At 67.0% G+C, this 25,022-nt stretch carries 24 protein-coding genes; 14 read left to right on the top strand and 10 right to left on the bottom strand.

Annotation, left to right across the window (positions count from 1 at the left end; all coding sequences use genetic code 11):
- Nucleotides 1-36 precede the first annotated feature (36 nt).
- From AC5Y2S_RS25450 to AC5Y2S_RS25430, 5 genes are all read left to right on the top strand, one after another.
- Nucleotides 37-771: an arsenate reductase/protein-tyrosine-phosphatase family protein gene (locus tag AC5Y2S_RS25450; RefSeq protein ID WP_499959156.1), complete on the top strand. Its 735-nt coding sequence runs from the start codon at nucleotides 37-39 to the stop codon at nucleotides 769-771.
- Nucleotides 768-2,249, top strand: coding sequence for a multicopper oxidase family protein (locus AC5Y2S_RS25445; RefSeq protein ID WP_499959154.1), 1,482 nt, complete (start codon nucleotides 768-770; stop codon nucleotides 2,247-2,249). The genes AC5Y2S_RS25450 and AC5Y2S_RS25445 overlap by 4 nt, the downstream gene beginning before the upstream one ends.
- A 29-nt stretch (nucleotides 2,250-2,278) precedes the next feature.
- Entirely contained in the window at nucleotides 2,279-4,120 is a 1,842-nt protein-coding gene (locus AC5Y2S_RS25440) for a serine/threonine-protein kinase (protein WP_499959152.1), read from the top strand.
- Nucleotides 4,121-4,217: 97 nt separating this feature from the next.
- A complete protein-coding gene (locus AC5Y2S_RS25435) occupies nucleotides 4,218-6,116 on the top strand; it encodes a serine/threonine-protein kinase (RefSeq protein WP_499959150.1) in 1,899 nt (632 codons plus the stop codon).
- Between the two features lie 75 nt (nucleotides 6,117-6,191).
- Nucleotides 6,192-6,941 carry a DUF4190 domain-containing protein gene (locus AC5Y2S_RS25430; RefSeq protein WP_499959148.1) on the top strand — a complete coding sequence of 250 codons (750 nt, stop codon included), beginning with the start codon at nucleotides 6,192-6,194 and terminating at the stop codon, nucleotides 6,939-6,941.
- Here AC5Y2S_RS25430 and AC5Y2S_RS25425 read toward each other — a convergent pair.
- Entirely contained in the window at nucleotides 6,931-8,070 is a 1,140-nt protein-coding gene (locus AC5Y2S_RS25425) for an NAD(P)/FAD-dependent oxidoreductase (protein WP_499959244.1), read from the bottom strand. The genes AC5Y2S_RS25430 and AC5Y2S_RS25425 overlap by 11 nt on opposite strands.
- A gap of 206 nt (nucleotides 8,071-8,276) precedes the next feature.
- Here AC5Y2S_RS25425 and AC5Y2S_RS25420 point away from each other — a divergent pair, with 206 nt between their 5' ends.
- From AC5Y2S_RS25420 to AC5Y2S_RS25395, 6 genes are all read left to right on the top strand, one after another.
- Nucleotides 8,277-8,723: a DUF1003 domain-containing protein gene (locus AC5Y2S_RS25420; RefSeq protein ID WP_499959147.1), complete on the top strand. Its 447-nt coding sequence runs from the start codon at nucleotides 8,277-8,279 to the stop codon at nucleotides 8,721-8,723.
- Between the two features lie 99 nt (nucleotides 8,724-8,822).
- Entirely contained in the window at nucleotides 8,823-9,656 is an 834-nt protein-coding gene (locus tag AC5Y2S_RS25415) for a hypothetical protein (protein WP_499959243.1), read from the top strand.
- On the top strand, nucleotides 9,653-10,543 hold the full coding sequence (locus AC5Y2S_RS25410; RefSeq protein ID WP_499959146.1) for an alpha/beta hydrolase: 891 nt from the start codon (nucleotides 9,653-9,655) through the stop codon (nucleotides 10,541-10,543). Before AC5Y2S_RS25415 ends, AC5Y2S_RS25410 begins: the two co-directional genes overlap by 4 nt.
- Nucleotides 10,544-10,656: 113 nt before the next feature.
- Complete coding sequence (locus tag AC5Y2S_RS25405; protein ID WP_499959145.1) at nucleotides 10,657-11,037, top strand: NINE protein; 381 nt, start codon at nucleotides 10,657-10,659, stop codon at nucleotides 11,035-11,037.
- Between the two features lie 82 nt (nucleotides 11,038-11,119).
- On the top strand, nucleotides 11,120-11,992 hold the full coding sequence (locus AC5Y2S_RS25400) for a DUF2510 domain-containing protein (RefSeq protein WP_499959144.1): 873 nt from the start codon (nucleotides 11,120-11,122) through the stop codon (nucleotides 11,990-11,992).
- 84 nt (nucleotides 11,993-12,076) lie between these two features.
- The gene (locus AC5Y2S_RS25395) at nucleotides 12,077-12,751 is read left to right on the top strand and encodes a PadR family transcriptional regulator (protein ID WP_499959143.1); all 675 of its coding nucleotides are present in this window, start codon (nucleotides 12,077-12,079) and stop codon (nucleotides 12,749-12,751) included.
- On the opposite strand, the gene AC5Y2S_RS25390 is transcribed toward AC5Y2S_RS25395, so the two are convergent.
- Nucleotides 12,748-14,451, bottom strand: a complete 1,704-nt coding sequence (locus AC5Y2S_RS25390; RefSeq protein ID WP_499959142.1) for a 3-ketosteroid-delta-1-dehydrogenase — start codon at nucleotides 14,449-14,451, stop codon at nucleotides 12,748-12,750. The two genes, AC5Y2S_RS25395 and AC5Y2S_RS25390, sit on opposite strands and share 4 nt — an antisense overlap.
- Before the next feature lie 101 nt (nucleotides 14,452-14,552).
- Between AC5Y2S_RS25390 and AC5Y2S_RS25385 the strand changes: the two genes are divergently transcribed.
- Both AC5Y2S_RS25385 and AC5Y2S_RS25380 read left to right on the top strand, forming a co-directional pair.
- Nucleotides 14,553-15,677: a 3-ketosteroid-9-alpha-monooxygenase, oxygenase component gene (locus AC5Y2S_RS25385; protein WP_499959141.1), complete on the top strand. Its 1,125-nt coding sequence runs from the start codon at nucleotides 14,553-14,555 to the stop codon at nucleotides 15,675-15,677.
- Nucleotides 15,677-15,979: a ferredoxin gene (locus AC5Y2S_RS25380; protein ID WP_499959242.1), complete on the top strand. Its 303-nt coding sequence runs from the start codon at nucleotides 15,677-15,679 to the stop codon at nucleotides 15,977-15,979. Before AC5Y2S_RS25385 ends, AC5Y2S_RS25380 begins: the two co-directional genes overlap by 1 nt.
- An 8-nt stretch (nucleotides 15,980-15,987) precedes the next feature.
- Here the strand turns inward: AC5Y2S_RS25380 and AC5Y2S_RS25375 are convergent, their stop codons facing one another.
- The 7 genes from AC5Y2S_RS25375 to AC5Y2S_RS25345 form a co-directional block, all read right to left on the bottom strand.
- Nucleotides 15,988-16,863, bottom strand: coding sequence for a cyclopropane mycolic acid synthase family methyltransferase (locus tag AC5Y2S_RS25375; protein WP_499959241.1), 876 nt, complete (start codon nucleotides 16,861-16,863; stop codon nucleotides 15,988-15,990).
- A gap of 334 nt (nucleotides 16,864-17,197) precedes the next feature.
- Nucleotides 17,198-17,980: an SDR family NAD(P)-dependent oxidoreductase gene (locus tag AC5Y2S_RS25370; RefSeq protein ID WP_499959140.1), complete on the bottom strand. Its 783-nt coding sequence runs from the start codon at nucleotides 17,978-17,980 to the stop codon at nucleotides 17,198-17,200.
- Between the two features lie 17 nt (nucleotides 17,981-17,997).
- The gene (locus AC5Y2S_RS25365; RefSeq protein ID WP_499959139.1) at nucleotides 17,998-19,074 is read right to left on the bottom strand and encodes a hypothetical protein; all 1,077 of its coding nucleotides are present in this window, start codon (nucleotides 19,072-19,074) and stop codon (nucleotides 17,998-18,000) included.
- Nucleotides 19,075-19,160: 86 nt separating this feature from the next.
- Nucleotides 19,161-20,105 (bottom strand): alpha/beta hydrolase, encoded by a 945-nt coding sequence (locus AC5Y2S_RS25360; protein WP_499959138.1) that lies wholly within the window; start codon nucleotides 20,103-20,105, stop codon nucleotides 19,161-19,163.
- Between the two features lies 1 nt (nucleotide 20,106).
- Nucleotides 20,107-20,979, bottom strand: a complete 873-nt coding sequence (locus AC5Y2S_RS25355) for an SDR family NAD(P)-dependent oxidoreductase (protein WP_499959137.1) — start codon at nucleotides 20,977-20,979, stop codon at nucleotides 20,107-20,109.
- Nucleotides 20,976-21,455, bottom strand: coding sequence for a nuclear transport factor 2 family protein (locus AC5Y2S_RS25350; RefSeq protein WP_499959136.1), 480 nt, complete (start codon nucleotides 21,453-21,455; stop codon nucleotides 20,976-20,978). The genes AC5Y2S_RS25355 and AC5Y2S_RS25350 overlap by 4 nt, the downstream gene beginning before the upstream one ends.
- A gap of 105 nt (nucleotides 21,456-21,560) precedes the next feature.
- Nucleotides 21,561-22,175, bottom strand: a complete 615-nt coding sequence (locus AC5Y2S_RS25345) for a TetR/AcrR family transcriptional regulator (RefSeq protein ID WP_499959135.1) — start codon at nucleotides 22,173-22,175, stop codon at nucleotides 21,561-21,563.
- Between the two features lie 254 nt (nucleotides 22,176-22,429).
- Between AC5Y2S_RS25345 and AC5Y2S_RS25340 the strand changes: the two genes are divergently transcribed.
- Nucleotides 22,430-23,332, top strand: a complete 903-nt coding sequence (locus tag AC5Y2S_RS25340; RefSeq protein ID WP_499959134.1) for a hypothetical protein — start codon at nucleotides 22,430-22,432, stop codon at nucleotides 23,330-23,332.
- Here AC5Y2S_RS25340 and AC5Y2S_RS25335 read toward each other — a convergent pair.
- The gene (locus tag AC5Y2S_RS25335; RefSeq protein WP_499959133.1) at nucleotides 23,316-24,935 is read right to left on the bottom strand and encodes an acyl-CoA synthetase; all 1,620 of its coding nucleotides are present in this window, start codon (nucleotides 24,933-24,935) and stop codon (nucleotides 23,316-23,318) included. The genes AC5Y2S_RS25340 and AC5Y2S_RS25335 overlap by 17 nt on opposite strands.
- Nucleotides 24,936-25,022 lie beyond the last annotated feature (87 nt).

Below are 25,022 nucleotides of genomic sequence, written 5' to 3'. Positions count from 1 at the left end.
TAACCTATCAAATCAGTTTGATGTATTCTCCATGAGGTGGCGGCAACCAAGCGCGCGGACGTTCCCCCGCTGATGCAGATGGCGTCGCACCCGGTGCGGTGGGCGTTGCTCGCCGAGCTCGCCGCGGGCGACCACCGGGTACGGGAATTGGCCGCCGCCGTCGGCGAGCCGCAAAACCTGGTGTCGTATCACCTGCGGCTGTTGCGCTCGGCGGGGCTGATCGACGCGCGGCGCAGCAATTTCGATGCCCGCGACACCTACTACCACCTGAACCTGGCGGGGTGCACGGCGCAATTCGCCGGGGCGGCAAGCGCTTTGCATCCGGCGCTCGCACCCGCTGGCACCATCCGGCCGGCCGGGTCGGTGCTGTTCTTGTGTTCCGGCAACAGTGCGCGCTCGCCGATGGCCGAGGCGCTGCTGCGGAAGAAGGGCGCGGGCCGCGTCCGTGCCGCGAGCGCGGGCAGCCATCCCAAATCCCAGATTCACCCGAACGCGGTGCGGATCATGCGCGACCTGTACGACATCGACCTCGGGGGCGGCCGGCCCCGGCCGTTGGCCGCGGTCGCCCGTCGCCGCTTCGATTGCGTGATCACGCTGTGCGACAAGGTCCGCGAATACGCCGACGAGCACGGCGTGGCCACCACGATGCATTGGAGCCTGCCGGACCCATCCGCCCCGGGCCGGGCGAGCTACCCCGAATTCCGGCGCGTGGCAAGCGAACTGAACGACCGGATCGAATTCCTGCTGCCCACCCTCGCCCGGGAGCGGTGATGATGCCGTTCGACCGACGCCGCTTCCTCGGCGGGCTGGCGATGATCACGGCGAGCGGGGCCGCCGGCGTCGCGGCGGCCTGTTCACGAACGACGCCGCCCGGACCGTCCACCGGCAAGCCCGATTACACGCTGCGGATAGGCACCGGAAAGGTGGAGCTGGCGCCCGGCCACGCCGCGACGACCCTGACCTACAACGGCCAATTCCCCGGTCCCTTGCTGCGGTTCAAGGAGGGGCAACGGACATGGCTGGACATCTTCAACGACACCGACGCCCCCGAGCAGCTGCACTGGCACGGACAGCACGTGGGTGTCGACGTCGACGGCTCGGCCGAGGAGGGCACCCCCGACATCCCGGCACACGGCATGCGGCGCATTTCGTTTGTGCCCGGCCCGGCGGGCTTCCGCTTCTATCACACCCACGTCGTGCCGCGGGCCGATCTGTCCCGCGGCCAGTACAGCGGCCTCGTCGGCCCGGTCTATATCGAACCCAAGGAGAACCCCGGCGCCTACGACCAAGAGGTCTTCCTGACGCTCAAGGAGTTCGAGCCCAGTTTCAGCCACGGGGGCGACATGGCCAGCGAATTCCTGGCCGGCGAACCGGATGCCGACCTCAAGGAGAAGGGCGAGGCGTCGATGGCGGCCTCGCTGGCGCGCGGCGAGCCGAAGGGCTTCGAGGTCAGCTACGGTGCCTTCGCCGTCAACGGGCGCATGCTCGGCCACGGCGACCCCATCCGCGTCCGGCCCGGACAGCGGGTGCTGTTGCATGTCCTGAACGGCAGCGCCACCGAATCCCGCAGCCTGGCCCTGCCCGGGCACACCTTCAACGTCGTCGCGCTGGACGGCAACCCGGTGCCCAATCCGGCGCCGGTACCGGTGCTGTGGCTCGGTGCGGCCGAACGCATTTCGGCGGTCGTCAACATGACCAACCCGGGCGTGTGGGTGCTCGGTGACCTGTCCGACGACGACCGCGGCAACGGCATGGGGGTGGTGGTGGAATACGCCGGGCGCGGCGGCGATCCCCAATGGGCCGCGCCCGCGCCGTTCAAGTGGGATTACCGGCTGTTCGCGCCGCCGAGCCCCGCGCCGGCGCCGCCGCCGGAGCGCACCATCGAGATGCTGATCGAGAAGCGCAACGCGGCCGACAACGGCTTCAACGTCTGGATGTTCAACGGCACGGCGTTTTCCATGGAGACCAATCAGCCCGTGCTCGATCTGCAGCGCGACAAGCGCTATCGGATCCGGTTCCGCAACGCCACCGACGACCTGCACCCGATGCACCTGCACCGCCACACCTTCGAAATCACCCACATCGCCGGCACACCGACCGCCGGCGTGCGCAAGGACGTCGCGATGCTGGGCGGGTACCAAAGCATGGAGATCGATTTCGTCGCCGATCAGCCAGGGCTGTCGCTGCTGCACTGCCATCAGCAGATCCACATGGACTACGGGCTCATGCTGCTGCTCAACAGCCACTGATCCGCGCGGCGTGCATCTACGATTCGGCCATGGCGCTCGAGACGGGTCAGGTGTTTGCCGGATACACCATCCTGCGGCCGCTGGGCTCCGGTGGCATGGGGCAGGTGTATCTGGCCTCGCACCCGCGGTTACCGCGCCAGGACGCGCTGAAGGTGCTGCCGACCGAAGTCACCGCCGATCTCCAGTACCGAGAGCGATTCGAGCGGGAAGCGGAGCTGGCCGCGGGGCTGTCCCACCCACACATCGTGGGGATCCACGACCGCGGTGAATATCAGGGCCAATTCTGGATCTCGATGGAATACGTGCCCGGCACCGACGTGGCCCGGCTGTTGCGCGAGCAATTCCCGGGCGGGATGCCCGTCGACGACGCGATGGCGATCATCAACGCGGTCGCCTCGGCGCTCGATTACGCGCATCACCGGGGCCTGCTGCACCGCGACGTGAAGCCGGCCAACATTCTGGTGACCGACGCGGACGGACAGCCGCGGCGAATCTTCCTGGCCGACTTCGGGATAGCCCGGCGCGTCGACGACGCGGCGGGACTGACCACGACCAGGATGGCGGTGGGCACTGCGGCCTACGCGGCGCCCGAGCAGTTGATGGCCGGGTTGGTCGACGGCCGCGCCGATCAATACGCCTTGGCGTGCACCGCATTTCATCTGCTGGCCGGGTCGCCGCCGTTCGGCGGCCCCAACCTCGCGGTGGTGATCGGCCAACACGTCAGCGCCGCGGCGCCGTCGATCGGTGCCCACCGCCCGGAGCTGACCGGCGCGGATCCCGTCTTCGCCACCGCGCTGGCCAAGGACCCGGCCGGCCGGTTCAACAGCTGCGGGGAGTTCGCCCGGGAATTGGGCCGGCACCTCGAGATGGCCGACTTGGATGCCCAACAAGCGTCGGGCCCGACTGTGCTTGCGCCGCAATGGGTGAAACCCTCCGTCTGGAGGCGGGTGGGCCGCCGCCCCGCTGTCCTCGTCGCGGCCCTGGCCGGGATCGCGTTGCTGGTCGCGGCCGGCGTCGTCGCACTGCTGAAGTTCACCGGTCCGGGCAGCCCGGCCCCGCCGGCGAGCCCCTTCATCGGCACCTATCGGGCCGAGTTCGGGCCGAACATCGCCCTCGACGACGTTCCGGACGCGGGTTCCCCGCCGGCGCTGACGAGCACCTATGGCCTGCGCTCGGTGTGCCGCCCCGCCGGCTGCGTGATGACCGCGTCCCGCCTCGGCGGGGAAACCGTGGCGCAACCGACGATGGTGTTCGACCAGATCGGCGCGGCCTGGATCGCGGTCGCCGTCGCGCCCGACGCGTGCCGCGAGGCAACCGCGGAATTCTGGCAGGTTTTCACGCTGCGGCCCCGTCCCGACGGCGGCCTCGACGGCGAATACACCTCGACCGCCGCCAACGCCTGCGCCAACAAGCGCACCGTGTCCTTCACGCGTACCGGCGACGTCGACGTGAAAACCCTTCCCGACCCGGGCGCCCAGCCGCCGCGGGTGGCGTCACCGGCCCAGGGGCTGCGTGGCCGCTACCGCGTCACTCGAACCTTCGCGAACGGCCTGCCGCAGCAGCAGTTGAACACCGCGGTCAGGACCGACTGCCTGCGTACCGCCGATCGGTGCATGAGCTACTTCCACGAACCGTCGGCCGACCAGCCGCTGGTATTCGGAGACGGACGCTGGACCTGGAACGTCGACGCCGACGTCACCTGCCCGCACTCCGGCGGCACCGCGCGCATGAAATCCAACGGGGTGTATCCGCTGCCTCAACCGCCCGGGGACCCCATCGCCAAGCTCGCCGGCCGCGCTCACCAGGAACAGAGCGCGCCGTGCGAGCTCAACACGGACTTCGACGAAACCTTCACGCGCACCGGCGATTAAGGGGGAAGGGCGGCGCACCACGTTTGCCCGGACGGCGCGGTTCCGTATTCGTGGCGAATTTAGGTGCCGCTGGGGCTTGAGCATTTACGATTTGCCCATGTCGCTCGAGACGGGTCAGGTGTTTGCCGGGTACACGATCGTGCGGGTGCTGGGCGCGGGCGGGATGGGCCAGGTGTACCTGGCGGCGCATCCCCGACTGCCGCGCGAGGACGCGTTGAAGGTCCTGCCAGCCGACCTGACGGGCGACCCGGAGTTTCGGGGCCGCTTCATGCGTGAGGCCGAGTTGGCGGCCGGGTTGTCCCATCCGCACATCGTGACGATCCACGACCGCGGCGAAGAGGACGGTCAATTCTGGATCTCAATGGATTACGTGGCCGGCACGGATGCGGGCCGGCTGCTGCGCGACAACCCGGGCGGGATGCCGCTCGGAGACGTGGTGGCGATCATCACGGCGGTCGGGTCGGCGCTGGATTACGCGCATGGAAGGGGGTTGCTGCACCGTGACGTCAAGCCCGCCAACATCTTGCTCACCGACCCCGACGGTCAGGCGCGGCGGGTGTATCTCGCCGATTTCGGGCTGGCGCGCCACATCGATGACGCGACCGGGCTGACCGCGACCAACATGACGGTCGGCACCGTGGCCTACGTGGCGCCCGAGCAACTGAAGGGAGAGCGGGTCGACGGGCGCGCGGATCAATATGCGTTGGCCTGCACCGCTTTTCACCTGCTCACCGGCTCGCCGCCGTACGCCGATTCCAACCCCGCCATCGTGATCAGCCAACACATCAACGCCGCCCCGCCCTCGATCGCGGCGCGCCGCCCCGAGCTCGCGGCGCTGGATCCCGTGTTCGCCACCGCGATGGCCAAGGAGCCATCCGCACGGTTCGGCAGCTGCCGCGAATTCGCCGACCAACTGGCCCGCCAGCTGGGCCCGGGCTTCGCCCAGCCCGGCGACATTCCATTCCCGGACACCCAACCGCGGATCGACGCGACTCTCCCCGCCATGCGACCGCGCCGGCGCCCCCGGGCGCTCATCGGCGCCCTGGTGGGCATCGCGTCGCTCGTCGTCGCCGGTGGTGTCTTCGCGGGCGTGAAGCTTCTCCGGCACCCCGGTCCGGGCCACACCGCCCCGACCAATCCCACCGCCGCGCCGGGAAATACCGCCGCCGCGACGCCGAACACCGGCCCCTTCACCGGTGTCTACCAGGTGCGCTTCGGCCAGGGCACCACCCTCGAGGGTGTCCCGGGGCAGGGCGCGGCCCCGGAAACGGACACGTACGCCGTCCGCTCGGCCTGCGGGTCGAGCGGTTGCCGGGCGACCGCGCAACGCGTCAGCGGCGAGCTGAGGCTCGCACCGAACGCGGTGTTCGACGAGGTGGACGGGAGCTGGCTGGCCGTGACCATCGGCTCGGACAAGTGCCGAAACGCCCCGGCCGAGGTGTGGCAGGTCTTGACGCTGCAGCCGCGGCCGGACGGCACCTTCGTCGGCGAATACCGCGGGGCCTCTGCCAACGCCTGCAACGAAAAGCGGACGGTGACCTTCACCCGCTCCGGCGACGTCGACATCAACAAGCTCCCCGACCCGAACGCGCTACCGCCGCGGGTGGGCTCGCCGGCCGCAGCGCTGCACGGCCGCTACCACCTGGTCCGAAAATTCAAGGCCAGGATCGCGCCACAGCAGACCGACCAGGCCGTCATCACCGACTGCCTGCGCACCGGCGAGCGGTGCATGAGCTATTTCCACTCGAAAACGATTGACACACCGCTGGTGTTCGAGGGCGGGACCTGGACCCTGCACGTCGAGCACGACGACAACGATCCGGGCTGCGGCGGCGCCGTCTACGCGCGAGCCACCGGCCAGTATGCGCTGCCGCAGCCGCCGCAGGATCCGATCACGCAGCTGATCGGCCACGACCATCTGGACGAGTCGTCGGGCCGCTCCGACTGCCAATGGAGCGTTGACTTCGACGAAACATACACGCGCACAGGCGATTAGCGCCATCTGATCGGTACCGGCCGCCCGCGAGCGCCTCAATGAGGCGCGACGACACCTCCGGTCGTACAGTTAGGCATGTCGCATCCGATGGACCCGGGCCCGCCGCCCCCATACCAACCACCCCCGCCCCAGGGTGGATACCCGCCGCCTTACCCGGGGCCGTACCCGCCGGCGCCCTATCCGCCGCCGTACCCGCCGAGTCCGTATCCCGCGCCATACCCGCCCGGCCCCTACCCGCCACCGGGCTACGCGCAACCGCCGCAGGCCCAGACGACCAGCGGATTCGCCATCGCCTCACTGATTTTCGGCGCTTGCGGGGGAATCCTGCTCGGCGTCATCTTCGGTCTCATCGCGCTGGGCAAAACGAAACCCGGTGGGCAGCGCGGACGAGGATTGGCGATCGGCGGGCTCGTGCTGTCCGGCGCGTGGGCGGTCGGCATCGCCGTCCTCATCGCGGTGGTCGCCCTGTCGCCGACGCACACGGTCAACGCGCGGGACATCAAGGTCGGGGACTGCTTCGCCGAGCTGCCGAGGGGGAACAGAATCTCCTCGGTCGACACCACCAGCTGCGACCGGCCCCATGCGGCGGAGGTGGCCGGGATCGTGACCATTCCCGACGGCCCGTTCCCGGGCGAGTCCGGCTTCGGCGCCTACGGCAAGGACTGCAAGGACGACTTGGCGTCGTACTCGCCGACGGCGCTGCTGGATCCCGACATCGACCTCGCGATCATGCCGCCCACGCGGGAATCGTGGCAGCGCGGGGACCGCGCCATGGTGTGCGTCGCGACGTTCACCACCAAGCGAACCGGGTCCATCAAGAGCTGAGTACCCGAAGCGGCTGATTTTCGCGGATCCCGCGATACATGCCCCATCGGACGATCCACGGCATCACCACCCGCTCTACCGACCACGACGGGAACCGAAACGAGTGGCCCGTGGGGAAGAAAACCTCGAGCCCGTTGGGCTGGATGCCCACCAACGAACCCCACCGCCGCCCCGGAGTCCGGAAAGCGCGCAACTCCCGGCCGGCGAACTCGGCGCGAATATTGCTTGCTACCAACGAATCTCCCCGATTGCGGGCCGAGCTGCGCAGCGGGTCGGTGGCCGCGACGTCGCCGACCGCGAACACGCCGGGGTGACCGGGCACCCGCAGCTGGGGTGTCACGCGAACGAAGCCGCGTTCGTCGAGGAGTTCCGGTGGCAGCCAGTCGGTGTTGGGCCGCACCCGGCCTATCGCCCAGAGCACGGCGTCGGCGGCTGCCGGGGGTTGGCCGGTGCTCCAGTGGACCGGTTCCCCGGTGATCTCCTCACCCGAGAAGCCGTCGGCGATCTGGGCGCGGTGGCCGGGGTGCAGGCCCACGCCGAGGTCGGTCAATCGGTCGCGGATGCGCCGCCACGTCGCCGGGTGATACTCGCCCAACGCCCGTTCGCCGGGGAAGAACAGGTCCACCCGCTTGCCCGGCCAGGTGGTCGCGATGTTCACGGCGCTGCTCACCGCGGCCGCCCCGCCCCCCACGACGATCACCGACTCGGCGGCCGCCAGCCGGTCGTGGGCGGCGCGCAGCTCGGCGCCGATCTCGTCGGGCGACTGCAGGGTCGGGCGGCGCCAGAAGCCGTTGCTGACGCCGGTCGAGATGACGAGCGCGTCGTACTCCTCGGCAACGGGCGTGCCGTCTTCGCTCCGGCCCAACACCGTTCGAGCCGCAAGGTCGAGGCCGGTCAGCGTCGCCTGCACCGTGCGCACGCCGTCGAGGCGGCGGAACCTGTCGAACGGGATCCAGTAGTCGCGGGCCCAGTCCTCGGGGCGGGAGAGCCGGACCCCGAGTTCCTGTCCGCTGACCAGGGCGGGCTTGGCGGAGATCCCGACGACGTCGGCGTGCCGGGCCAGGCGGATGGCGGTCAGGACACCGACATCTCCCAGTCCGGCGACGACGACGCGCTTGGGTTTCGGAATCACGCGCGGGGCGATTCGCTTGCGCCGCTGCGGGTTTCGGTCGGCCGGGCCGCTACGACGGCGTCCATGCGGGCCTCCTTACGCGCGTGGTGGGCAAACTGTAACACGTTCTAGGTATGCGCCATCGGGCGTCGGAACGCGGGGAGCCGCATCAGTAGCATGAGCCAGCGGCGCGCGCCGCCACGGCACCGAAAGGAACGGGTCCCATGACGACACAGGCCGATGCCCATCGCCACAGTCCGCAACTGATTCCGCGGCGGCTGCTGCGGGGCGGCCAGGTGCACCACCCGGCCGTCCTGGAGGAGGCCCGGAGGCGAGGCGAGGACCTCCAGCTGCGCCTGGCCGACCGGATCACCGCGTTCGCCGGGTCGATGAACTTTGTCTGGCTACATGCGGCCCTGTTCGGGGTGTGGATGCTGTTCCTGGAGGCCAATCCATGGCCGACCCTGACTCTGGCCGTGTCGCTCGAAGCGATCTTCCTGTCGACCTTCGTGATGATCGGCCAGAACCGCCAGGCGGCGTTCCAGCAGGCCCGGGCCGATCATGACTACCAGATGGAGGACTTGGAGCTGAAGACCAACACCGAGCTCACCCGCGAGATCCATCTCCTCAAGCAGGAACTGCACCGGCGCTATATCGGACCGCCGAGCTGACAACGGCTACGACACGCAGCGAAAAGCGTTGCAAGAGCGGGTGGTGACATGAACGACCGCTCTAATGTGGGGGAGCAGATGTTGGAACTACACGCGACGATGCGACCACGTGTGGACGCCGCGCTGCGTGCCGCGGCGCGTGCGACGGCACCCCGCCCCGCGGCGGCCAGGCGGGCCGCCAAGGACCTGCAGCAAAACCTCGGGCCGGCGGTCGGCGCCGAGATCCGCTGGGCGTTCACGCCGCCCCGCAACTGGCTGATGGGCGTGGTGGCCAACGTCGTCTTCGCCGCTGCCTGGTTGCTGGTGCAGCCACTCACGCCCGGGCGCCACCACCACGACTGGGCCGTCCTGGTCGGCACGTATTTCTCCTCCTGGGTCCTCGCGGACGTCACCACCACCAACCTGCTCGGCGCCGACCACTACCGCGTCCAACAGGCGTTGTCCGACGGGGTGCCGTTCTGGCGAGTGCTCTTGATCAAGAACCTGGCGCTGCTGGCGATCGTCGGGCTGCCGACGTTGCTGACGGCGATGGTCCTCACCCTGTGGTTCCAAACGCCCGCGAGCCTGGCGGTGACGATCCCCACCGTCGCGGTGCCTATCGTGTCCTGGCTCGGCGTCGGTAACTTCTTCTCGGTGGTGCACCCGGTGAGCGTCGAGCCGCTGCTGCGGCGGTGGCGGCAGCGTGGCGATCGTCGCCGCACCGGCGCCTGGATCTTAGCGCTGACCCTGCCGTATGCGCTGTACTACGTCGCCGACCCGATGAACGGGGTGGAGCATCGCCTGCTGTGGACGAAAGTCCCCGCCTTGATCTGGCCGGTGTTCGGGCGCGACACGAAAAGCTTCGTGCACCTGGCCATCGCCACCGCGGTGTGGATGGTGGGAACCGTCGCCGCCCTGGTGTGGGTGCGCAAGCGGGGGGTCGAGATCAGGTGAGCCTCAGCTGGAGGAGCCGGGCGCTCCCGGCGGTTATTCGGCTGACGCGGGCGCGCACCTATCGCAGCGCGCAAACCGCCCGCGATCACATCGACCGGCGCGCCGCGCATCCACAGTTCTACGGGCCCCCGCCGGGGTTGCCCAAGGAGGTCAACCTGCACCTGGACCGGCATTCGGTCTGGCCGATCTACACCCTTACCTCCGGCGCCTCGCGCACCGCACAGCGCACGGTCGTCTACCTGCACGGAGGGGCCTGGGTCAACGAAATCGCTTCGCAGCATTGGAAATTGGCGGCCCAGATCGCCGCCGGCGCGCGAGTGCAAGTGGTCGTGCCGATCTATCCGTTGGTGCCGTTCACCACCGCGGCCGAAGTGGTCCCCACGATCGCCGAACTGGTGGCCGAAAAGGCGGCAGCCGACCACTCCGTGTGCCTGGCCGGTGATTCCGCCGGGGGACAGATGGCGTTGTCGGTCGCGTTGATGCTGCGCGACGAGCGCAGCCTGGTCCTGTCCGAAACCGTGCTGATCTCGCCCGTCCTGGACGTGTCGCTGACCAACCCGTTGATCGACGCGGTCGACGATCCGTGGCTGACGCGGGTGGGCCTGCTGGAGTTCGCCGGCCGCTGGTGTGGTGACCTCCCGATGACCGACCCGATGGTCAGCCCCCTGAACGCCGACCTGTCCGGCCTGGGACCGCTGACCGTGTTCAGCGGCACCCGCGACATCCTCAACCCCGACGCGCGACTGCTGGCCGAAAAGGCCGCGGCGGCCGGCGTGCACATCGACTACCACGAACAGCCCGGCTTGGTGCACGTCTACCCCCTCACTCCTACACGGGAAGGCCGCGCCGCACGAGCGCTCATCGTCGATCGGTTGCGGGAGAACTAATCCCACACCGGACAAATCCGGTCCGGCGGTGCAATGATTGGCGTCACCGTTGAGCCCGGCTAAATCGGTGAGCCACACACGCATTCATCGCCTTCAGCAGAGAGGGAAACACAATGACTGAACAGCCGTCCCCCGGGTGGTACCCGGATCCGAGCGGCCAGCCCGGCCAAATGTATTGGGACGGCCAGCAATGGCACGCGAACACCGCTGCCGCCGGCTCGGGCGTCGCCCCGTACGGCGGCGCGCCGTTCGGCGTCGACCCCTACGGCCGGCCGCTGTCGGACAAGAGCAAGCTGCTCGCCGGGCTGCTGCAGATCTTCGTCGGCAGTTTCGGGGTCGGTCGCTTCTACCTCGGCTACACCAACATCGGCATCGCCCAAATCGCGGTGTCCTGGCTGACCTGCGGGATCGGTGCCGTCTGGCCACTGATCGACGGAATCATGATCCTCGTCGGCAAGGTGCCCGACTCGGAGGGGCGCCCGCTGCGCGACTGACGAGCATGGCCGGGCCTCGCATGTGGCCGCGCGTATTCTCGCGTTTGCGGGTGCAGTTCGGTCAACAGGGGAGGATCCGCCCATGACGACGCCCAACCGGCCCGGTTGGTACGACGATCCACAAGACCCCAACGCCCAGCGTTACTGGGACGGTCGGACCTGGACCCCGCAGCGACAGCGCAAACCCGATGCGCGGGCCCCGCGACCGCCGGTCAGCCACCCGCAGCAACCCCCGCCCTCTGCCGCGCCGACCCAGGTCACACCGCTGCAGCCCCCGCCGCCCCGCCCGCCCGGGTCTAATCTGCCCTCGGCGGCGCAGACCCGCGCGGCGCCCCTGCCGCCCCTGCCCCCGCGCCCGCCGGCGCCGACGGGGCCGCCGCGGCCGCCTCAGCCGGCCAATCGACCGCCCCCGCCACCCGGCTATTCACCGCCCGGCTCACAACGATGGACGCCACCCGGTCCGCCGAATCCGGACGCCGGCGGACCCAAGGTCCCCGAGAGCCTTGCGGCGGTGAAGTCCGTCGCGGCAGGGATGTCGGTGCCCGCCTGGATCGTGTTCGGTGGACTTCTCGTCACCGTCATCTCGATCTTCCTGCCGTTCGCGACGGTCAGCCTCAAGCTGTTCGGCAGGACTCTGAGCTCGCACGGGGCGGCCGCAGACGGAACGGCCAAGTTCGTCGTCATCCTGTTGGTCGTCGTGGCCGGGTTTCTAGCGTTGCCGGCGCTGTGGGGATCCCGAATGCCGGCCAGCCGGCTCATCGGACTCAGCGTGGTGGTCGGCCTGCTGGGTGCCCTGACGTTCGTCTCGTTCCACACCGTGTCCACCAAGAACAACGAGGGCGAAGGCTTCGTGACCGTCACGCCGGCGTTCGGGCTGATGGTGTACGCGGCGGCGGTCATCGTCACCGCCGTGGGCGTCGTGCTGCTGTGGATGGATCGGGCGAAGACCAGATAGGCCGAAGCGCGACGCGGCAATTCGATGTCCCGGCCAGCGGTCTTCCGGGCGCGTTCGCGCGACCGGCGTTGTTAATCTTGCGAAATGGACGACAGCGACAAGCGGGTGAAGTCGGCGCTCGCCGCCACCAGCTGGGCGCTGCTGGGCATGATGTCCTACGAAGAGGAAGTCTCCGGTTACGACCTCAAAAAATGGATCGACTGGAGCGTCGACCTGTACTACTGGAGCCCGTCGTACAGCCAGATCTACACCGAGCTGAAGAAGCTCGAGGGCCTGGGTCTGGTGACGTCGCGGGTCGAACACGACGAGGGCGCCCGCAGCCGGCGGCTCTACAAGATCACCCCGGCCGGGATGGCGGCCGTCACCCAGTGGACTAATGATGCACCGGTGGATCCGCCGGTACTCAAGCACAGCGTGCTGCTGCGAGTTACGTTCGGGCACCTCAGCAACCCGGCCCGACTCAAGGAACTGCTGCAGGAGCACGTCGCCTACGCCGAAGCCCGGCACCAGAAAGCGGTCGAGGACGCCGAGGGGGCCGAGGCGGAACCGGCCTGGGCGTATTCGGTGATCGCCCTGCGCTGGGCGGCCAAGTACTACGCCGCGGAGCGTGAGTTCGCGCTGGAACTGATGAAGGACATCGACGAGGCCGACGCCATCATCCAGAAGGCCGCTAAGAGCGGTTTCGGTACACCACGGCCCACGCCCGGCTACTGGCGTGAAATCGAGAAGCAGGTAGAGGCCAAGCGCACGGCTGACTAGGGCCTGCCGGCCGCGTCGAGCGCCGCGATGTAGGCGTAGACCAGTCCCTGCGCGATCGTCGCGCCCGCCCCCGGGTACGTCGTGCCAAACGCGTTGGCGGCGGTATTGCCGATCGCGTACAGCCCGGCGATTGCGCTCCCGTCCTCGCGGAGGACCCGCGCCCGCCCGTCTGCCTTCAGGCCTCCGCAGGTGCCCAGATCGCTGAGCACCAATTTCACGGCGTAGAACGGGCCCTTGACCAGCGGACGCAAGTTGGGGTTCGGGGTTATCGTGGGGTCTCCGTAGTAGCGGTCATAAGCGCTGCGGCCCCGGCCGAAATCGGGATCCTCACCGGCGCAGGCGCTTTCGTTGAAGCGGGTCATCGTCTGGACGAACTCCGTCACAGGAACGCCGATGTGTCCGGCCAGTCCGGCGAGGCTGCCGGCCCGCGCGGCGATGCCCGCGTCGTACCACGATTGCGGAAGCGGCATCCGCGGAAACAGTTCCGCGCCAAACACATAGCTGTTGCGGTACTGCTGATCGAAGACGATCCACATCGCTTCGATCGGGCTGCCCGACCGCTCCAGTGCGAGCAACTGCTGGCCGAATGACATGTAGTCGGTCGACTCGTTGCAGAACCGGTGGCCGTGTTGGTCCACGATCAGGCAACCGGGAAGTGACCGCTCGGCGAGCATCACTACGGGCGGCTTGCCGGGTAGCGGCGCGACGGCCGGGAACCACCACGCCTGATCCATCAAATCGATGTCCGCGCCGAGCTCTTGCGCCGCGCGGATGCCGTCGCCGGTATTGGATTCGGCGCCCAGACTGAAGTTGGCGCCCAGCGACTCCGACTGGAATTTCCACCGCATATCCATGCTGTGGTCGAAACCGCCGGTGGCCAACACAACCCCGCGCCGAGCGGTGACCGTCACCTCGCGACCATCGTGGTTCAAGACCGCGCCGCTGACACGGCTGCCGTCGCCGTCAAGGCGCAGCAGCGTGGTGTCGGTCCACACCGGGATGCCGGCGCGCAGCACGCCCGCGAACAGCCCGGCCGTCAGCCCCTGGCCACCCGCCGCGTAGCGGCGGCCCAGCAGACGGCCGCCAAACCCCTGGACCACCCGCTTGGCGAACGTCGGAATGCCCTTGCGGGGCATCCGAACCACCAGGTTCATCCAGCGGTAGTCGGCACCGGTCGTCGGGATCGAGACGCCGGCCTCGAGCACGCCTGGTCTCAACCGGGTGCGATACTCGCCGAGAATCGACGTGTCCAGTGGCAGGCACTCGCAGGTGCGTCCGGCCGCGCTGCCACCGGGCTCCTCGGGGTGGTAGTCGGAGTAATCGCGGGCCCAGAAGAGCCGCAGCGGCGTCGTGCGGCGCAGCATTTCGACCGTCGCGGACAGGTGGGTCAGAAAGCCGGCGGAACGCTCCGCCGGCGCCGAGCCGGCCACCACCGCGTCGAGATAGGTCGCGGCTCGCTCGGCGGTGTCGTTGGCGCCGGCATCGGCCAGGACCGGCCCCGCGGGCAACCACAGGGCGCCCCCGGACCGGGCGGTCGAGCCGCCCACGTGGGACGACTTCTCGACGATAAGCACCGACAACCCCAGCTCATGCGCGGCCAGCGCGGCGGCCATGCCGGTGCCCGAGCCGATCACCAGCAGGTCGACCGAGGTATCGGACACCGCTAGCCCGGCGGGAATCGTCGTGCTGTGCTCAGTCACTCTGAGAACGGTATGCCGCACCGACGCGGCGTTGGAAGAGCCCTCCTGATGAGTGGAACACGCCGCCACCGCCGCTCCGCCCGCGGGCTTCAATGGCGCATATGACATCGCAGTCCGACGCCGGCGAAGTTCGGCTCATAGAAGCGCAGGCCACGCCGACGCGGTTTGCCCGTGGCTGGCACTGCCTGGGTCTGGTCAGAGACTTCGATGACGGCAAGCCACACGCGATCAACGCCTTCGGGCAGACGCTTGTCGTGTTCCGCAGCGCGGACGGCAACATCAACGTCCTCGACGGCTTCTGCCGGCACATGGGCGGTGACCTCTCGCAGGGCGAGGTCAAGGGCAACGAGATCGCGTGCCCGTTCCATGACTGGCGCTGGGGCGGCGACGGACGGTGCAAGCAAGTTCCGTACAGCAGGCGCACCCCGCGGCTAGCCCGCACGCAGGCCTGGACCGCGCTCGAGCAGGACGGCATGTTGTTCGTGTGGAACGACCCGGAACGCAAACCGCCTCCAGCTGAGGTCGGTATCCCTCGCATCGAGGGTGCCACCAGCGCCGACTGGACCGACTGGCACTGGTACACCACGGTTGTGAACACCAACTGCCGCGAAATCATCGACAACGTCGTGGATATGGCGCACTTCTTCTATATTCACGGCTCGTTGCCCACGCATTTCAAGAACATCTTCGAAGGACACGTGGCGACGCAGTACATGAACAGTGCGGGCCGCCCTGACCTCGGCGGCACCGAAGGTGCGCGGATGCTCGGTACCACCTCGGTGGCCTCCTACTGGGGTCCGTCCTTCATGGTCGACGACCTGATCTACCACTACGCCGACGCCGACCACCACACGGTGCTCATCAATTGCCACTACCCGATCGATGCGAATTCCTTTGTGCTGCAATATGGCATCATCGTCAAGAAGTCCGAAGCGTTGCCGGCCGATCTCGCGATGCAGACCGCGACCAGTCTCGGCGACTTCGTCAAGCTGGGTTTCGAGCAGGATGTGCAGATCTGGCGCCACAAGGCGCGAATCGATAACCCGCTCCTGGTCGAGGAGGACGGTCCGGTGTATCAGCTGCGTCGTTGGTACCAACAGTTTTATGTCGATATCGCCGACGTGCAGCCAGACATGGTGGAACGTTTCGAGTTCGAGCTGGACACCACTCGGCCCTATGAAGCGTGGATGAAACAGGTCGAGGCGAACATGGCCGCCCAGCCGTGATGACGCGGGATTCACCGATCAGGGAAGACAACCGCCTGGACGATATGCCGATGATTCCGTTGGTCTGCCAGACCTGCGGTGCGCGAGTGCTGGCGAGAAAAAGCAGCTGGAATCAAACGAGCGTGCAGTGGACCGCCGACGCGACCGCCCGGTGTGTCGAACGTCTTGACGCGGAGCGGATCTCGGCACCGGGTAGCCGGGGGGTATTCCTCGCCTGCTCGGCGCTGGGCGAGTCGATAGCCGACGCGGTGCGGAGCGGATCGTTGCCGATCGTCGATGAAACCGTTGACGCCACACCGTAATTCGGTAATTATCCCTTTTCCAGCGTGAACTGGCACAAATCGGTGTAGCCGTCGCGGAACAACTGGGAGCAGCCGGTCAGATACCGCATGTAGCGGTCATAAACCTCTTCGGATTGGATCGCGATCGCTTCGCTCTTGTGCGCTTCGAGGGCCGCCGCCCACATGTCGAGCGTCCTCTTGTAGTGCGGCCGCAGCCGATGGATCCGGCTAACGCTGAACCCGACCTTCGTGGAATTCTCCTCGACCATTTCCACCGTCGGCAGCCGCCCGCCGGGGAAGATCTCTTCCAGAAGGAATTTCACGAAGCGGATATGCCACATCGTCAACGGAAGGTTGCGCTGCCGGATCTGCTCGCGGCTCAACACCACGATCGTATGGAGGAGCATCGTGCCGTCGGCCGGCAATAGGTTATAGGCCCACTTGAAGAAAGGGGCGTGGCGGTCGTAGCCGAAATGCTCGAGCGGACCGATCGCCACGATCCGGTCCACCGGCTCGTGAAACTGCTCCCAGCCCTGCAGTAGCACCCGCTTGGAACGGGGGCTGTTCGATGCCGCGAGCTGCTGTTCGACGTAGGCAACTTGGTTCCTGCTCAGGGTCAGGCCTACGACGTCGACGTCGTATTTCTCCAAAGCACGAAGCATCGCCGAACCCCAACCGCAGCCCACGTCGAGCAATTTCATCCCGGGCCGCAGGCCAAGTTTGCCCAGCGCCAGGTCGATCTTGGCGATCTGGGCCTCTTCCAGCGTCATGTCGTCACGCTCGAAGTACGCGCAGGTGTACGTGCGTGTCGGGTCTAGGAACAGCGCGAAGAAGTCATCGGACAGGTCGTAGTGGGCCTGCACGTCTTCGAAGTGGGGCCGCAGGCGTTGAGCACTTTCGGGCATGCGTCCTCTCGCAACGGCTCGGGCGGGTAGCCCCCGCCGCTTCATGCCGGCGTGGGTCGCCGCGACTAATCCGCACCATTCGGTAAGGGAGGCTACACGAATTCGGCCCCGCAAAGGGGTAGCGAAACCAGGGGATTTTCGGCATCTTTTGTCGCCGGCGACTCGGTTCTCAACGCCGACGATCATTGCGCCATCGCACGAGGCCGCCATCGTGATCGGAAAACGATGCCCGCCACAATGACCTCATTGATGCCAGGCGATTTCCACGCAATCGTTTGCGATCGCGGAATCCGACACCCGTGACTCGGTGACTTCCCCGATTCGCCAGCAGAGTTCAGGCGTGCGCGCCGCCGTCGATCCGGATTTCGGTGCCGGTGACGAACGCGCCGTCGTCAGAGGCCACCATGGCGATCACCGACGCGACGGCGCTCGGGTCACCCAGGACCGGGTTGTCCTTCCCGTGCAGGAGCGGGGTCTGTTTGGCCCAGAGGCCGAGGTCGTAGCCGTCGGGCATCTTGTCCAGGGTGCTCAGCGCGAGGGACGTGGAGACCCCGCCGGGTTGGATGTTGACTGCACGCAGCCCCTGTTTGGAGTACTCGAGCGCCAGCGAGTGCGTGAATGACAACACTCCGCCTTTGCTGGCGGCATAGGCGGCCATGTAGGGATGCGCGAACGACGCCGCGGTGGAGGTGAAGTTCACCACCACGCCGCGACCGGAGTCCAGCAGCGCCGGAAGCGCCTGCCGGGTCATCAGAAAGGTGCCCGTCAGGTTGACCGCCAGGGTGTCGTTCCAGTCGGCCAAGGTGTGCTCGTGCGTGTTGGCGCAGCGCTGGATGCCGGCGGCATTGACCAGCACTTCCAGCCCGCCGAGCCGGCCCAGCGCAGCATTCACTGCGGCCGTTACGGCACCCTCGTCGGAAATGTCGAGGACGGCGGTGGTCAGTCGCTCACCGGTGCCGGCATCCTCGGCGGCGGCCGCGGTTCGTGCCAGCCCGTCCGCCGAGACGTCGTAAGCCACGACCGTGGCGCCCTCATCGAGCAGCCGGGCCACGGTGGCCTGCCCGATTCCGGAACCAGCTCCGGTCACAACGACGCGTCTGTCTGCGAAACGATCCATCAAACAAGCCCTTTCGTTCATGCTGGCTGGAAGGCGCTGAGTGGGGCTTCCTCGGGGTAGGCCGCCGGGCCGCCGAGGTCGTATGCGGCGTTGAGGGCGCTGACGAACCCCGGATCGTGCAGCGGTTCGCTGGGGATGTCGAGCTTGACGCCCTTGGTCTCGAGGTCGTCGACCATGATGTCGATGGCCTTCTCGACCGAAAGGTCGTCGGAGCCTTCCATGTTCTTCTTCAGCTCGTCGTAGTCTGCGAACACCTCGGCCGACCAGTGCACCAGGAAACGCAGTTCGTCGGTGTGGTGGCGCGCGATGACGTTGTCACCGTTCTTCAGTAACCAGTAGTCGCGGTGACCCGGGTCGCCGGTAAACATCGTGTCGAACGCCAGGCCAGCCGGAATCTGTTGAGCCAGAGGTCCGTTGGCCTCACCGCGGTGTACCATCATCTCGTTCTGGACGACGATGCCGCGGTTGTTGATCGGGGGCAGGATGCGCTTGGGCGCCCTGAGCGGCCCATCGGGCCAGTAGGTGAAGCCGCTGCCGGCATCCAAGGAGAACCAGGTGATTACCTGGGCCATCTTGATCAGGTAGTCCTGGAAAAGCCCGGATTTGCCCATAACGCTGGTGAGCCAGGTTGGGGCATTCTCGTGCCGCACACCGCGGAAACTCGGCGAATCCAGGTGCCCCGGGTCGCGGTTTGCGCACGGACCGTTGATGTTGAACAGCATCAGCTGCGGCTTGGCGTATTCGGCTTTCCAGTAGGCCTTGGCCAGCTCGAGGAAGCGCTCGTTGTAGAAGCAGTCATGCAGTTGCGGGTAGAGCACCGCGCCGTAATTGGCCAGGTAGCCGCGGAACGTCGGGGTCAGGAACAAATCCAGCGACGGAGTGAATCCTTCCGGGAACATCCCGCTCATCGTGGCCATCAGCTCGTCGGCCGACGCGAAGTGTTGGGCGATGATCAGCTTCCACGGGCCTTCCGTCCGCACCACGTCGAGCATCCGCTCGCGCTGGTCGTCGGTGTAGACGTCGTCGATTTCGCGTGGCGGTGCGGCCGGCCGCAGCACGTCGGAAAGCGCCATTCGCCGCTCGTCGGTGAGCATCAGCTGTCTCCTTTGCAGTTCTGCAATCGATCGATTGTGGGCGGGGTCAGCGCGATACGGCCGATCGTTGCCCGGTCACCGGGACGTCAAAAACGAACGGGATGGCTGAACTTGGCCCGCAGCAGCGCGCCAATCTCGGCGATGGCCAACCGGCCGCGCGCCGTCACGTCGGAGCGCATCAAAAACCCGTGGTACAAGCCCGGATAGCGGGTGCATGTCGTCTGCACGTCTGCGTCGCGCAGCCGATCGGCGTACCGCTCGCCCCAGTCGCGGATGGGATCGCAACCGCCGGTCACCACGATCGCCGGCGGAAGTCCGGACAGATCCGAGGCATAGGCCGGCACCAGGTAGGGGTCGGTGGGCGGACCCGCGTCACCGTCGACGAGCGCGTGCATGTAGTCGATGTCGTCGCGCGCAAGTAGCGGCGCATCAGCCAGCGCGGCAATGGAAGTGACGGACATGTCGCGATCCAGCCCGGGATACGCCAGCACCTGCGCACAGATCGCCGGTCCGCCGCCGTCCCGGGCGGCCAGCGCGACTGCCGCGGCGAGCGAGCCACCGGCGCTGTCGCCGACCACCGCGAGCCGTTCGGGGTCGACGCCCAGCACGGCGGCGTTTCGGGAAACCCATTCGGTCGCCGCATAGGCGTCGTCGAACTGCGCCGGCGGCGGGAACTCCGGGGCCAACCGGTACTCGACAGCCACGGCGGTGGCTCCTGACGCCGACGCGAGCTCACGCGCCAGCGGTTCGAACGAGTGATTGGAGCCCATCACCAACCCGCCGCCGTGGAAGTAGACGAGCACCGGTTGCGCCGGGTCATCGATGGGACGGTAAATGCGTGCCGGGATGGCTCCGGCCGGTCCGGGGATGGAAGCCTCAGTGATGCAGGCCATTTCGGGCATTGCGTCGGGCAGGGGAGCGGATTCCAGACCCGCGCGCACCGCCGCCAAGCCACGTCGGCGCATGGGCGGGATCTCACCGAAGGATGCGACGCGCGCCGCGGCGTCGGGATCCAGTGCGGGCGTCGCCATGTCAGCGCTTTGTCGCGCCGAAGCGGCTTTCGGTGCGCAGCGCCGGGGGGCGTTGTGAGGCAAGCACATCGGCCCGCTCGGCCATCGCGGCGCCCACCGTGTCGGCGTGGGTGTGTAGGTAGAAGCGACCGTCGGTGGCCTGCTGGAACAACGTCTTGGCGGCTTCCCTCGGGTCCATGGCCGAGCCTTTGAGATCCAGCATCGCCGAGCGTTGCGCCTCGGCGGCGACCACGTCACCGGCACCGCCGGCATCGATCCCGCCGGCCGATTCGAAGATGTTGGACGACACGGGGCCGGGCAGCACGGCCTGCACGTGAATGTGATTGGCGTGTCCAGCGGATTCGACCTCCAGATACAGGCACTCGGTCAACGCCAGCACCGCATGCTTGCTGACGATGTAGGGGGCCTGCAGCGGAATCGCCACCACCGCGCCGACCGACGCGACGTTCCACACCCACGCCGGCTCCCCGGTGGCCATCATCTTCGGCAGGAAAGCCCGCACGCCGTAAAAGACGCCGCTGACGTTGATGTCGATGGTCCGCTGCCAATTGGCCACCGGGGTGTCCCACAGATAGCCGAACTGTTCGACGCCGGCGTTGTTGACCAGCAAGCGCACCGCGCCGACGTCCCGGTAGACCCGCTCGGCGAGGTCCTGCACGGCGTCGGGGTCGCGCACGTCGCAGACGACGTCGACCGCCGACCCACCCGCGGCACGCAGTTCGTCGGCAACCGACGCGGCCGCCGGCCCGTCGATGTCTGCCAGCACCACGGTCATCCCCAGCCCGCCGGCATGGCGCGCCAACCCGGCACCGAGGCCGGAGCCGGCTCCGGTGATGACGGCGACCCCGCCGGAAAATGCTTCTCCGGCAGTCACGAACTCGCGGTGCTGTCGACGGCCAACTCCGACAGCAGCACCGAGTTGGTGGCGTCGAGGACGACGTCCATCTCGGTGAACTGAAGGCCACCGGCCCCACGGCGGACGCCCACGTTGACGACCCCGCTGGACACGGCGAACGGCACGAAGCTGGCGATCTGGTTGACGAAGATGTAGAACCGCGCCCGGGTGACGTCACCGTCGGTGCCGGTGCGATGCACATTCGTGGCGTGGTGGCGCAACGGATACGGGCTCTGCTTGCGGTGCTCCGTCAGCCATTCCATCACCGCTTCGCGGCCGCGGAGCTCCGGTGACATCAGTTCCTCGAAAGGACTTGCGCCGGAGTCGCTTCGGGTCAGGTAGCGCACGTCCTCGGCGTAGCCGGCCGCCATCTCGTCATAGTGGGCCTCGTCGTAGTGGTACCAGAAGCCGGCGATGAACTCCTGCAATTCGGGCAGCGTGATGTCGTTGGCCATGGAGCCAGTCAACTCCGGGTGTGGCCCGGGTGACAGGCCAGATGCCCGGTCAGTGGAACATGCTCTCTGGCAGCGGTCACCGGCCTCGCGCGAGGATATGCGCTCCTATCGCGGACCGACTGGAACGGGCGACAGTGATGCAAGTGTCATCTCGATGCCCATTCGCAACCCGGATTTCAAGCGGCGGAAGTTGCCGTCCTGCACCCAGCGAACGTATGCGTGTCTGCAGCATTGGATCACGAGTTGCGCTGGCAGTTCGCGGTGAAAGGGGTCCGCACCGAGATCGAACCGTGCGGCAAGAAACTCTGAGATGGGCTCGGCCAGGTTTTGCCCCCAATCAAGCCAACGCAGTCGGTACTGCGGATCTTTGATCATCAGCGCCAGGAACCGGCGGTCCGTCTCAACCTGCCCGCGCTTGGGGACTTCGGTGCTGAACGCCTCCACCAACGTGTCGACGGCATTACTCGTGGGTGGCGCATCTCGGAGGACTTGGACGCTCAGCCTGCCGAACTCGCGAAACAGCGGCATGACGACGTCTTCTTTGACCGGAAAGTGGCGATGGAAGGTGCGAGGCGCGATGCCGGCGGCCTCGCAGATGCGCTCGACGGTCGCCGACGTCGAACCTTCGGTCAAAAAGATGTCGCGCGCAGCCGTCGCGATATCCAGGCGGAGCTGCTCCGCGCGCCGTTCGCTCAAAGTCGGCTTGGCGGACGCAGTCACGTCAGGCTCCTTTTTCCGCCCGCGGCTGAACGGTCCGCGCGCATCGTAACCGGGAGCAGTATGGGACCGTGGCCGACTCGAGCCAGATGGCATCGCCTATCCCACTGAGCGGGCATCCTGAGTGATCCTTCGGTGACGGGTGTGCAAACCTACCTGTGTCAGATTCTGCCAGATAATGCAGAATCTGACAGTCAATCGGCGCCACGAGATCGATTCCCGGAGGGCCCGACATCCGCTACAGAGGAGGAACTCCAATGACCGTGGCAGAAGGTGACCTGAATTATGACGACTACACGCACGACTTCATGGGCAAAGTCGGCAACATTCAGGATTTCTCGAGGGGGTTCCTGCTGAGGCTGGCTCGCGTCTTCGAGGACACCCTGAACTTCGTTCCCTACGCGCATGTAACCACCTACGCGCCGAAGGTAGGTATCAACACTGCCATGGACGTTGCCGCCGAGGTGTCGCGCGCTGGCATGCGTCAGGTAATGCCCATGGGCCGTTTCATCGCACCGCCACGGTGGGATTGGAAAAATGCGCAGTATCAAGCCATCCCGTTCGATGTCCAAACGGAGGACCTCACAAAAGAAGCGCTCATCCGGCTGATAAAGACCTACTGGGACCAGTATCTCAAGGGGCATAACTACTTTATCGATCAGTGGACGAAGATCATCCCGGAAGAGGAAGTCTGGCTGGGTCTGCCAGACATGTATCAACTGATCATCGATTACGAATACCCCAAGCTGGCCAAGGTGCTCGGGATCGAGCCGGTGCATGTCGTCGATTACCTCAAATTGGCCTGCCTCAGCATCGACGGGACGCTCGGCTACGGCGGTGAGTACATCGTGCACAATCCCGACCACGTGGTCCTCAACATGCGTCGATGCGAAGTGCTGCAAAAATACACCGACGAAGGCCTCTACCCACCGGCACGTGCTTGGATGAACTGCACGTTCGAGCAACGGATTTCTGCGCCGTTCTTTCCCGGATGCAAACTTGACATCAACTTGCCGCCAAAGGATTTCAAGTTCGCCCAGGGCGAGCCGTTCTGCATCTGGACCTACACCCGGGGCGAGGAAAACCACCGAGCTGCCGCGGCCGCGCCCGACCCCCGGGCCAGCGCCATGAAAAAGATCCCGATCATCCCGGTGTCCTGACCGATTCCGCAGCCTCGGCCCGGTTAGCGGTCGCTGAACCGAAACGTTCTCGCAGCTCGCGTTTGAGCAGCTTGCCGCTCGGATTTTTCGGCAACGAATCGACGAAGAAGAAGCGCTTGGGCGTCTTGAATCCGGCGAGGTGCGCCCGACAATGCGCGACGAGGTTTTCCTCGGTCAGCGTTACGCCGTCGCGGGGAACGATCGCCGCCACCACTGCCTCGACCCACACCGGGTGCGCCAGGCCGAAGACCGCGACCTCTCGAATGCCGCTGTGGCGGTAGAGGACCTCCTCGACCTCGCGGCTTGCGACGTTCTCACCGCCGGTCTTGATCATGTCTTTTTTGCGGTCGACGACGTGCAACAGCCCGTGCTCGTCGTAGAAGCCCAGGTCGCCCGAGTGGAACCAGCCGCCCCGGAAGGCATCGGCGGTGCGTTCCGGGTCATCGAGGTAGCCGAGCATCAAATGGGGGCTGCGGTGCGCGATTTCTCCGACGACTCCGGTGGCGACCGGGCTGTCGTCGGTGTCGAGGATTGCCGTCTCCACGTTGGCGACGGGGCGCCCGGCGGAGCCGGGGTGTGCGTCCTGTTCATCGGGGCCCAGCGCGGAGGCCAGCGGTGCCATTTCCGTCTGTCCGTAAAAATTCCACAGCCGCAAATTGGGCAGCCGTTGCCGCATCTCGGCCAGGATCTCGACCGGCATCGCCGAGGCGCCGTAGTAGCCCTTGCGCAAGCTCGACAGGTCCACCTCATCGAACACCGGCGATCGCAGCAGCGAGATCCACACCGTCGGGGGAGCGAAGTAGTTGGTGACCTCGTACCGCTCGATCGTGCGCAGCACCGTTTCTGGTTCCGGTCCCGGCAAGATGATGCTGGTCGCGCCGAGGTAGATGTCGGTGGCCAGGAAGTTGTCCAGCTGCGCGCAGTGATAGAGCGGCAACGAGTGGATTTCGACGTCGTCATGGGCCATCTCGCCGGCCAGAACGGTGCTCACGTACTGCCACATCAGGCTGCGGCTGGTGTGCATGGCTGCCTTTGGATGGGACTCGGTGCCGCTCGTGTACATCAGCCGCACCAGCTGGTCGTCGTCGACGTGCAAGTCGGGCGCCGCGGTGTCGGTGATCAGCCACCGCGCGAAATCGTCCCAGCCGGACGGGCTGTGGTGACCGGAGGGCACGAGAGCGACGCGGGCTTTGACCACGCCACCGCGCCGCATCGCCTCTTCCGCCCTCGCCGCCAAATCCGCTTCGACAATGAATCCGCTGGCCCGGCTGTTGCCGAGGATGTAGGAGATCTCCTCGGCGGTCAGCATGAAGTTGACCGGGACCAGGGCCACCCCGGCGCGGGCCGTCGCGAAGGCCAGCACGGCATACTGCCAGCAGTTGTGCGACAGGAGAACGATGCGATCCCCGAGCCCAAAGCCGTTGTCGTGCAACGCTGCCGCTGCGCGGTCGACCAGCCTGTCGAACTCGGCGAAACTCAGCACGACGTCGCCGTCGATCACCGCGGTCTTGTCCGGGTGCCGGCGAGCCGACCGGCGAGGGATATCGCCGAGCCCGTGGCTGCGCGCCCGCGCGATGATCGCGTCCAGGTCGTCGGACTGCATGTCCGCCACGTTAGGCGCCGACATGGAGTCGGGGGCCGTCGGCGTCCCGCTGAGTAGACAGGGACCTGCACATCTGTGCGGACGGCC

Source organism: Mycobacterium sp. NGS69, from assembly GCF_059812165.1.
Note: the sequence above shows the minus strand (reverse complement) of the source record. Positions and strands in the feature narration are given on the sequence as shown.

Bases quoted from the DNA above. Each gene is read 5' to 3' on its own strand.
- AC5Y2S_RS25440 (WP_499959152.1), top strand. From the start codon at position 2,279: ATGGCGCTCGAGACGGGTCAGGTGTTTGCCGGATACACCATCCTGCGG.
- AC5Y2S_RS25435 (WP_499959150.1), top strand. From the start codon at position 4,218: ATGTCGCTCGAGACGGGTCAGGTGTTTGCCGGGTACACGATCGTGCGG.
- AC5Y2S_RS25430 (WP_499959148.1), top strand. From the start codon at position 6,192: ATGTCGCATCCGATGGACCCGGGCCCGCCGCCCCCATACCAACCACCC.
- AC5Y2S_RS25420 (WP_499959147.1), top strand. From the start codon at position 8,277: ATGACGACACAGGCCGATGCCCATCGCCACAGTCCGCAACTGATTCCG.
- AC5Y2S_RS25415 (WP_499959243.1), top strand. From the start codon at position 8,823: ATGCGACCACGTGTGGACGCCGCGCTGCGTGCCGCGGCGCGTGCGACG.
- AC5Y2S_RS25405 (WP_499959145.1), top strand. From the start codon at position 10,657: ATGACTGAACAGCCGTCCCCCGGGTGGTACCCGGATCCGAGCGGCCAG.
- AC5Y2S_RS25400 (WP_499959144.1), top strand. From the start codon at position 11,120: ATGACGACGCCCAACCGGCCCGGTTGGTACGACGATCCACAAGACCCC.
- AC5Y2S_RS25395 (WP_499959143.1), top strand. From the start codon at position 12,077: ATGGACGACAGCGACAAGCGGGTGAAGTCGGCGCTCGCCGCCACCAGC.
- AC5Y2S_RS25385 (WP_499959141.1), top strand. From the start codon at position 14,553: ATGACATCGCAGTCCGACGCCGGCGAAGTTCGGCTCATAGAAGCGCAG.
- AC5Y2S_RS25380 (WP_499959242.1), top strand. From the start codon at position 15,677: ATGACGCGGGATTCACCGATCAGGGAAGACAACCGCCTGGACGATATG.
- AC5Y2S_RS25375 (WP_499959241.1), bottom strand. From the start codon at position 16,863: ATGCCCGAAAGTGCTCAACGCCTGCGGCCCCACTTCGAAGACGTGCAG.
- AC5Y2S_RS25370 (WP_499959140.1), bottom strand. From the start codon at position 17,980: ATGGATCGTTTCGCAGACAGACGCGTCGTTGTGACCGGAGCTGGTTCC.
- AC5Y2S_RS25365 (WP_499959139.1), bottom strand. From the start codon at position 19,074: ATGCTCACCGACGAGCGGCGAATGGCGCTTTCCGACGTGCTGCGGCCG.
- AC5Y2S_RS25360 (WP_499959138.1), bottom strand. From the start codon at position 20,105: ATGGCGACGCCCGCACTGGATCCCGACGCCGCGGCGCGCGTCGCATCC.
- AC5Y2S_RS25350 (WP_499959136.1), bottom strand. From the start codon at position 21,455: ATGGCCAACGACATCACGCTGCCCGAATTGCAGGAGTTCATCGCCGGC.
- AC5Y2S_RS25340 (WP_499959134.1), top strand. From the start codon at position 22,430: ATGACCGTGGCAGAAGGTGACCTGAATTATGACGACTACACGCACGAC.
- AC5Y2S_RS25335 (WP_499959133.1), bottom strand. From the start codon at position 24,935: ATGCAGTCCGACGACCTGGACGCGATCATCGCGCGGGCGCGCAGCCAC.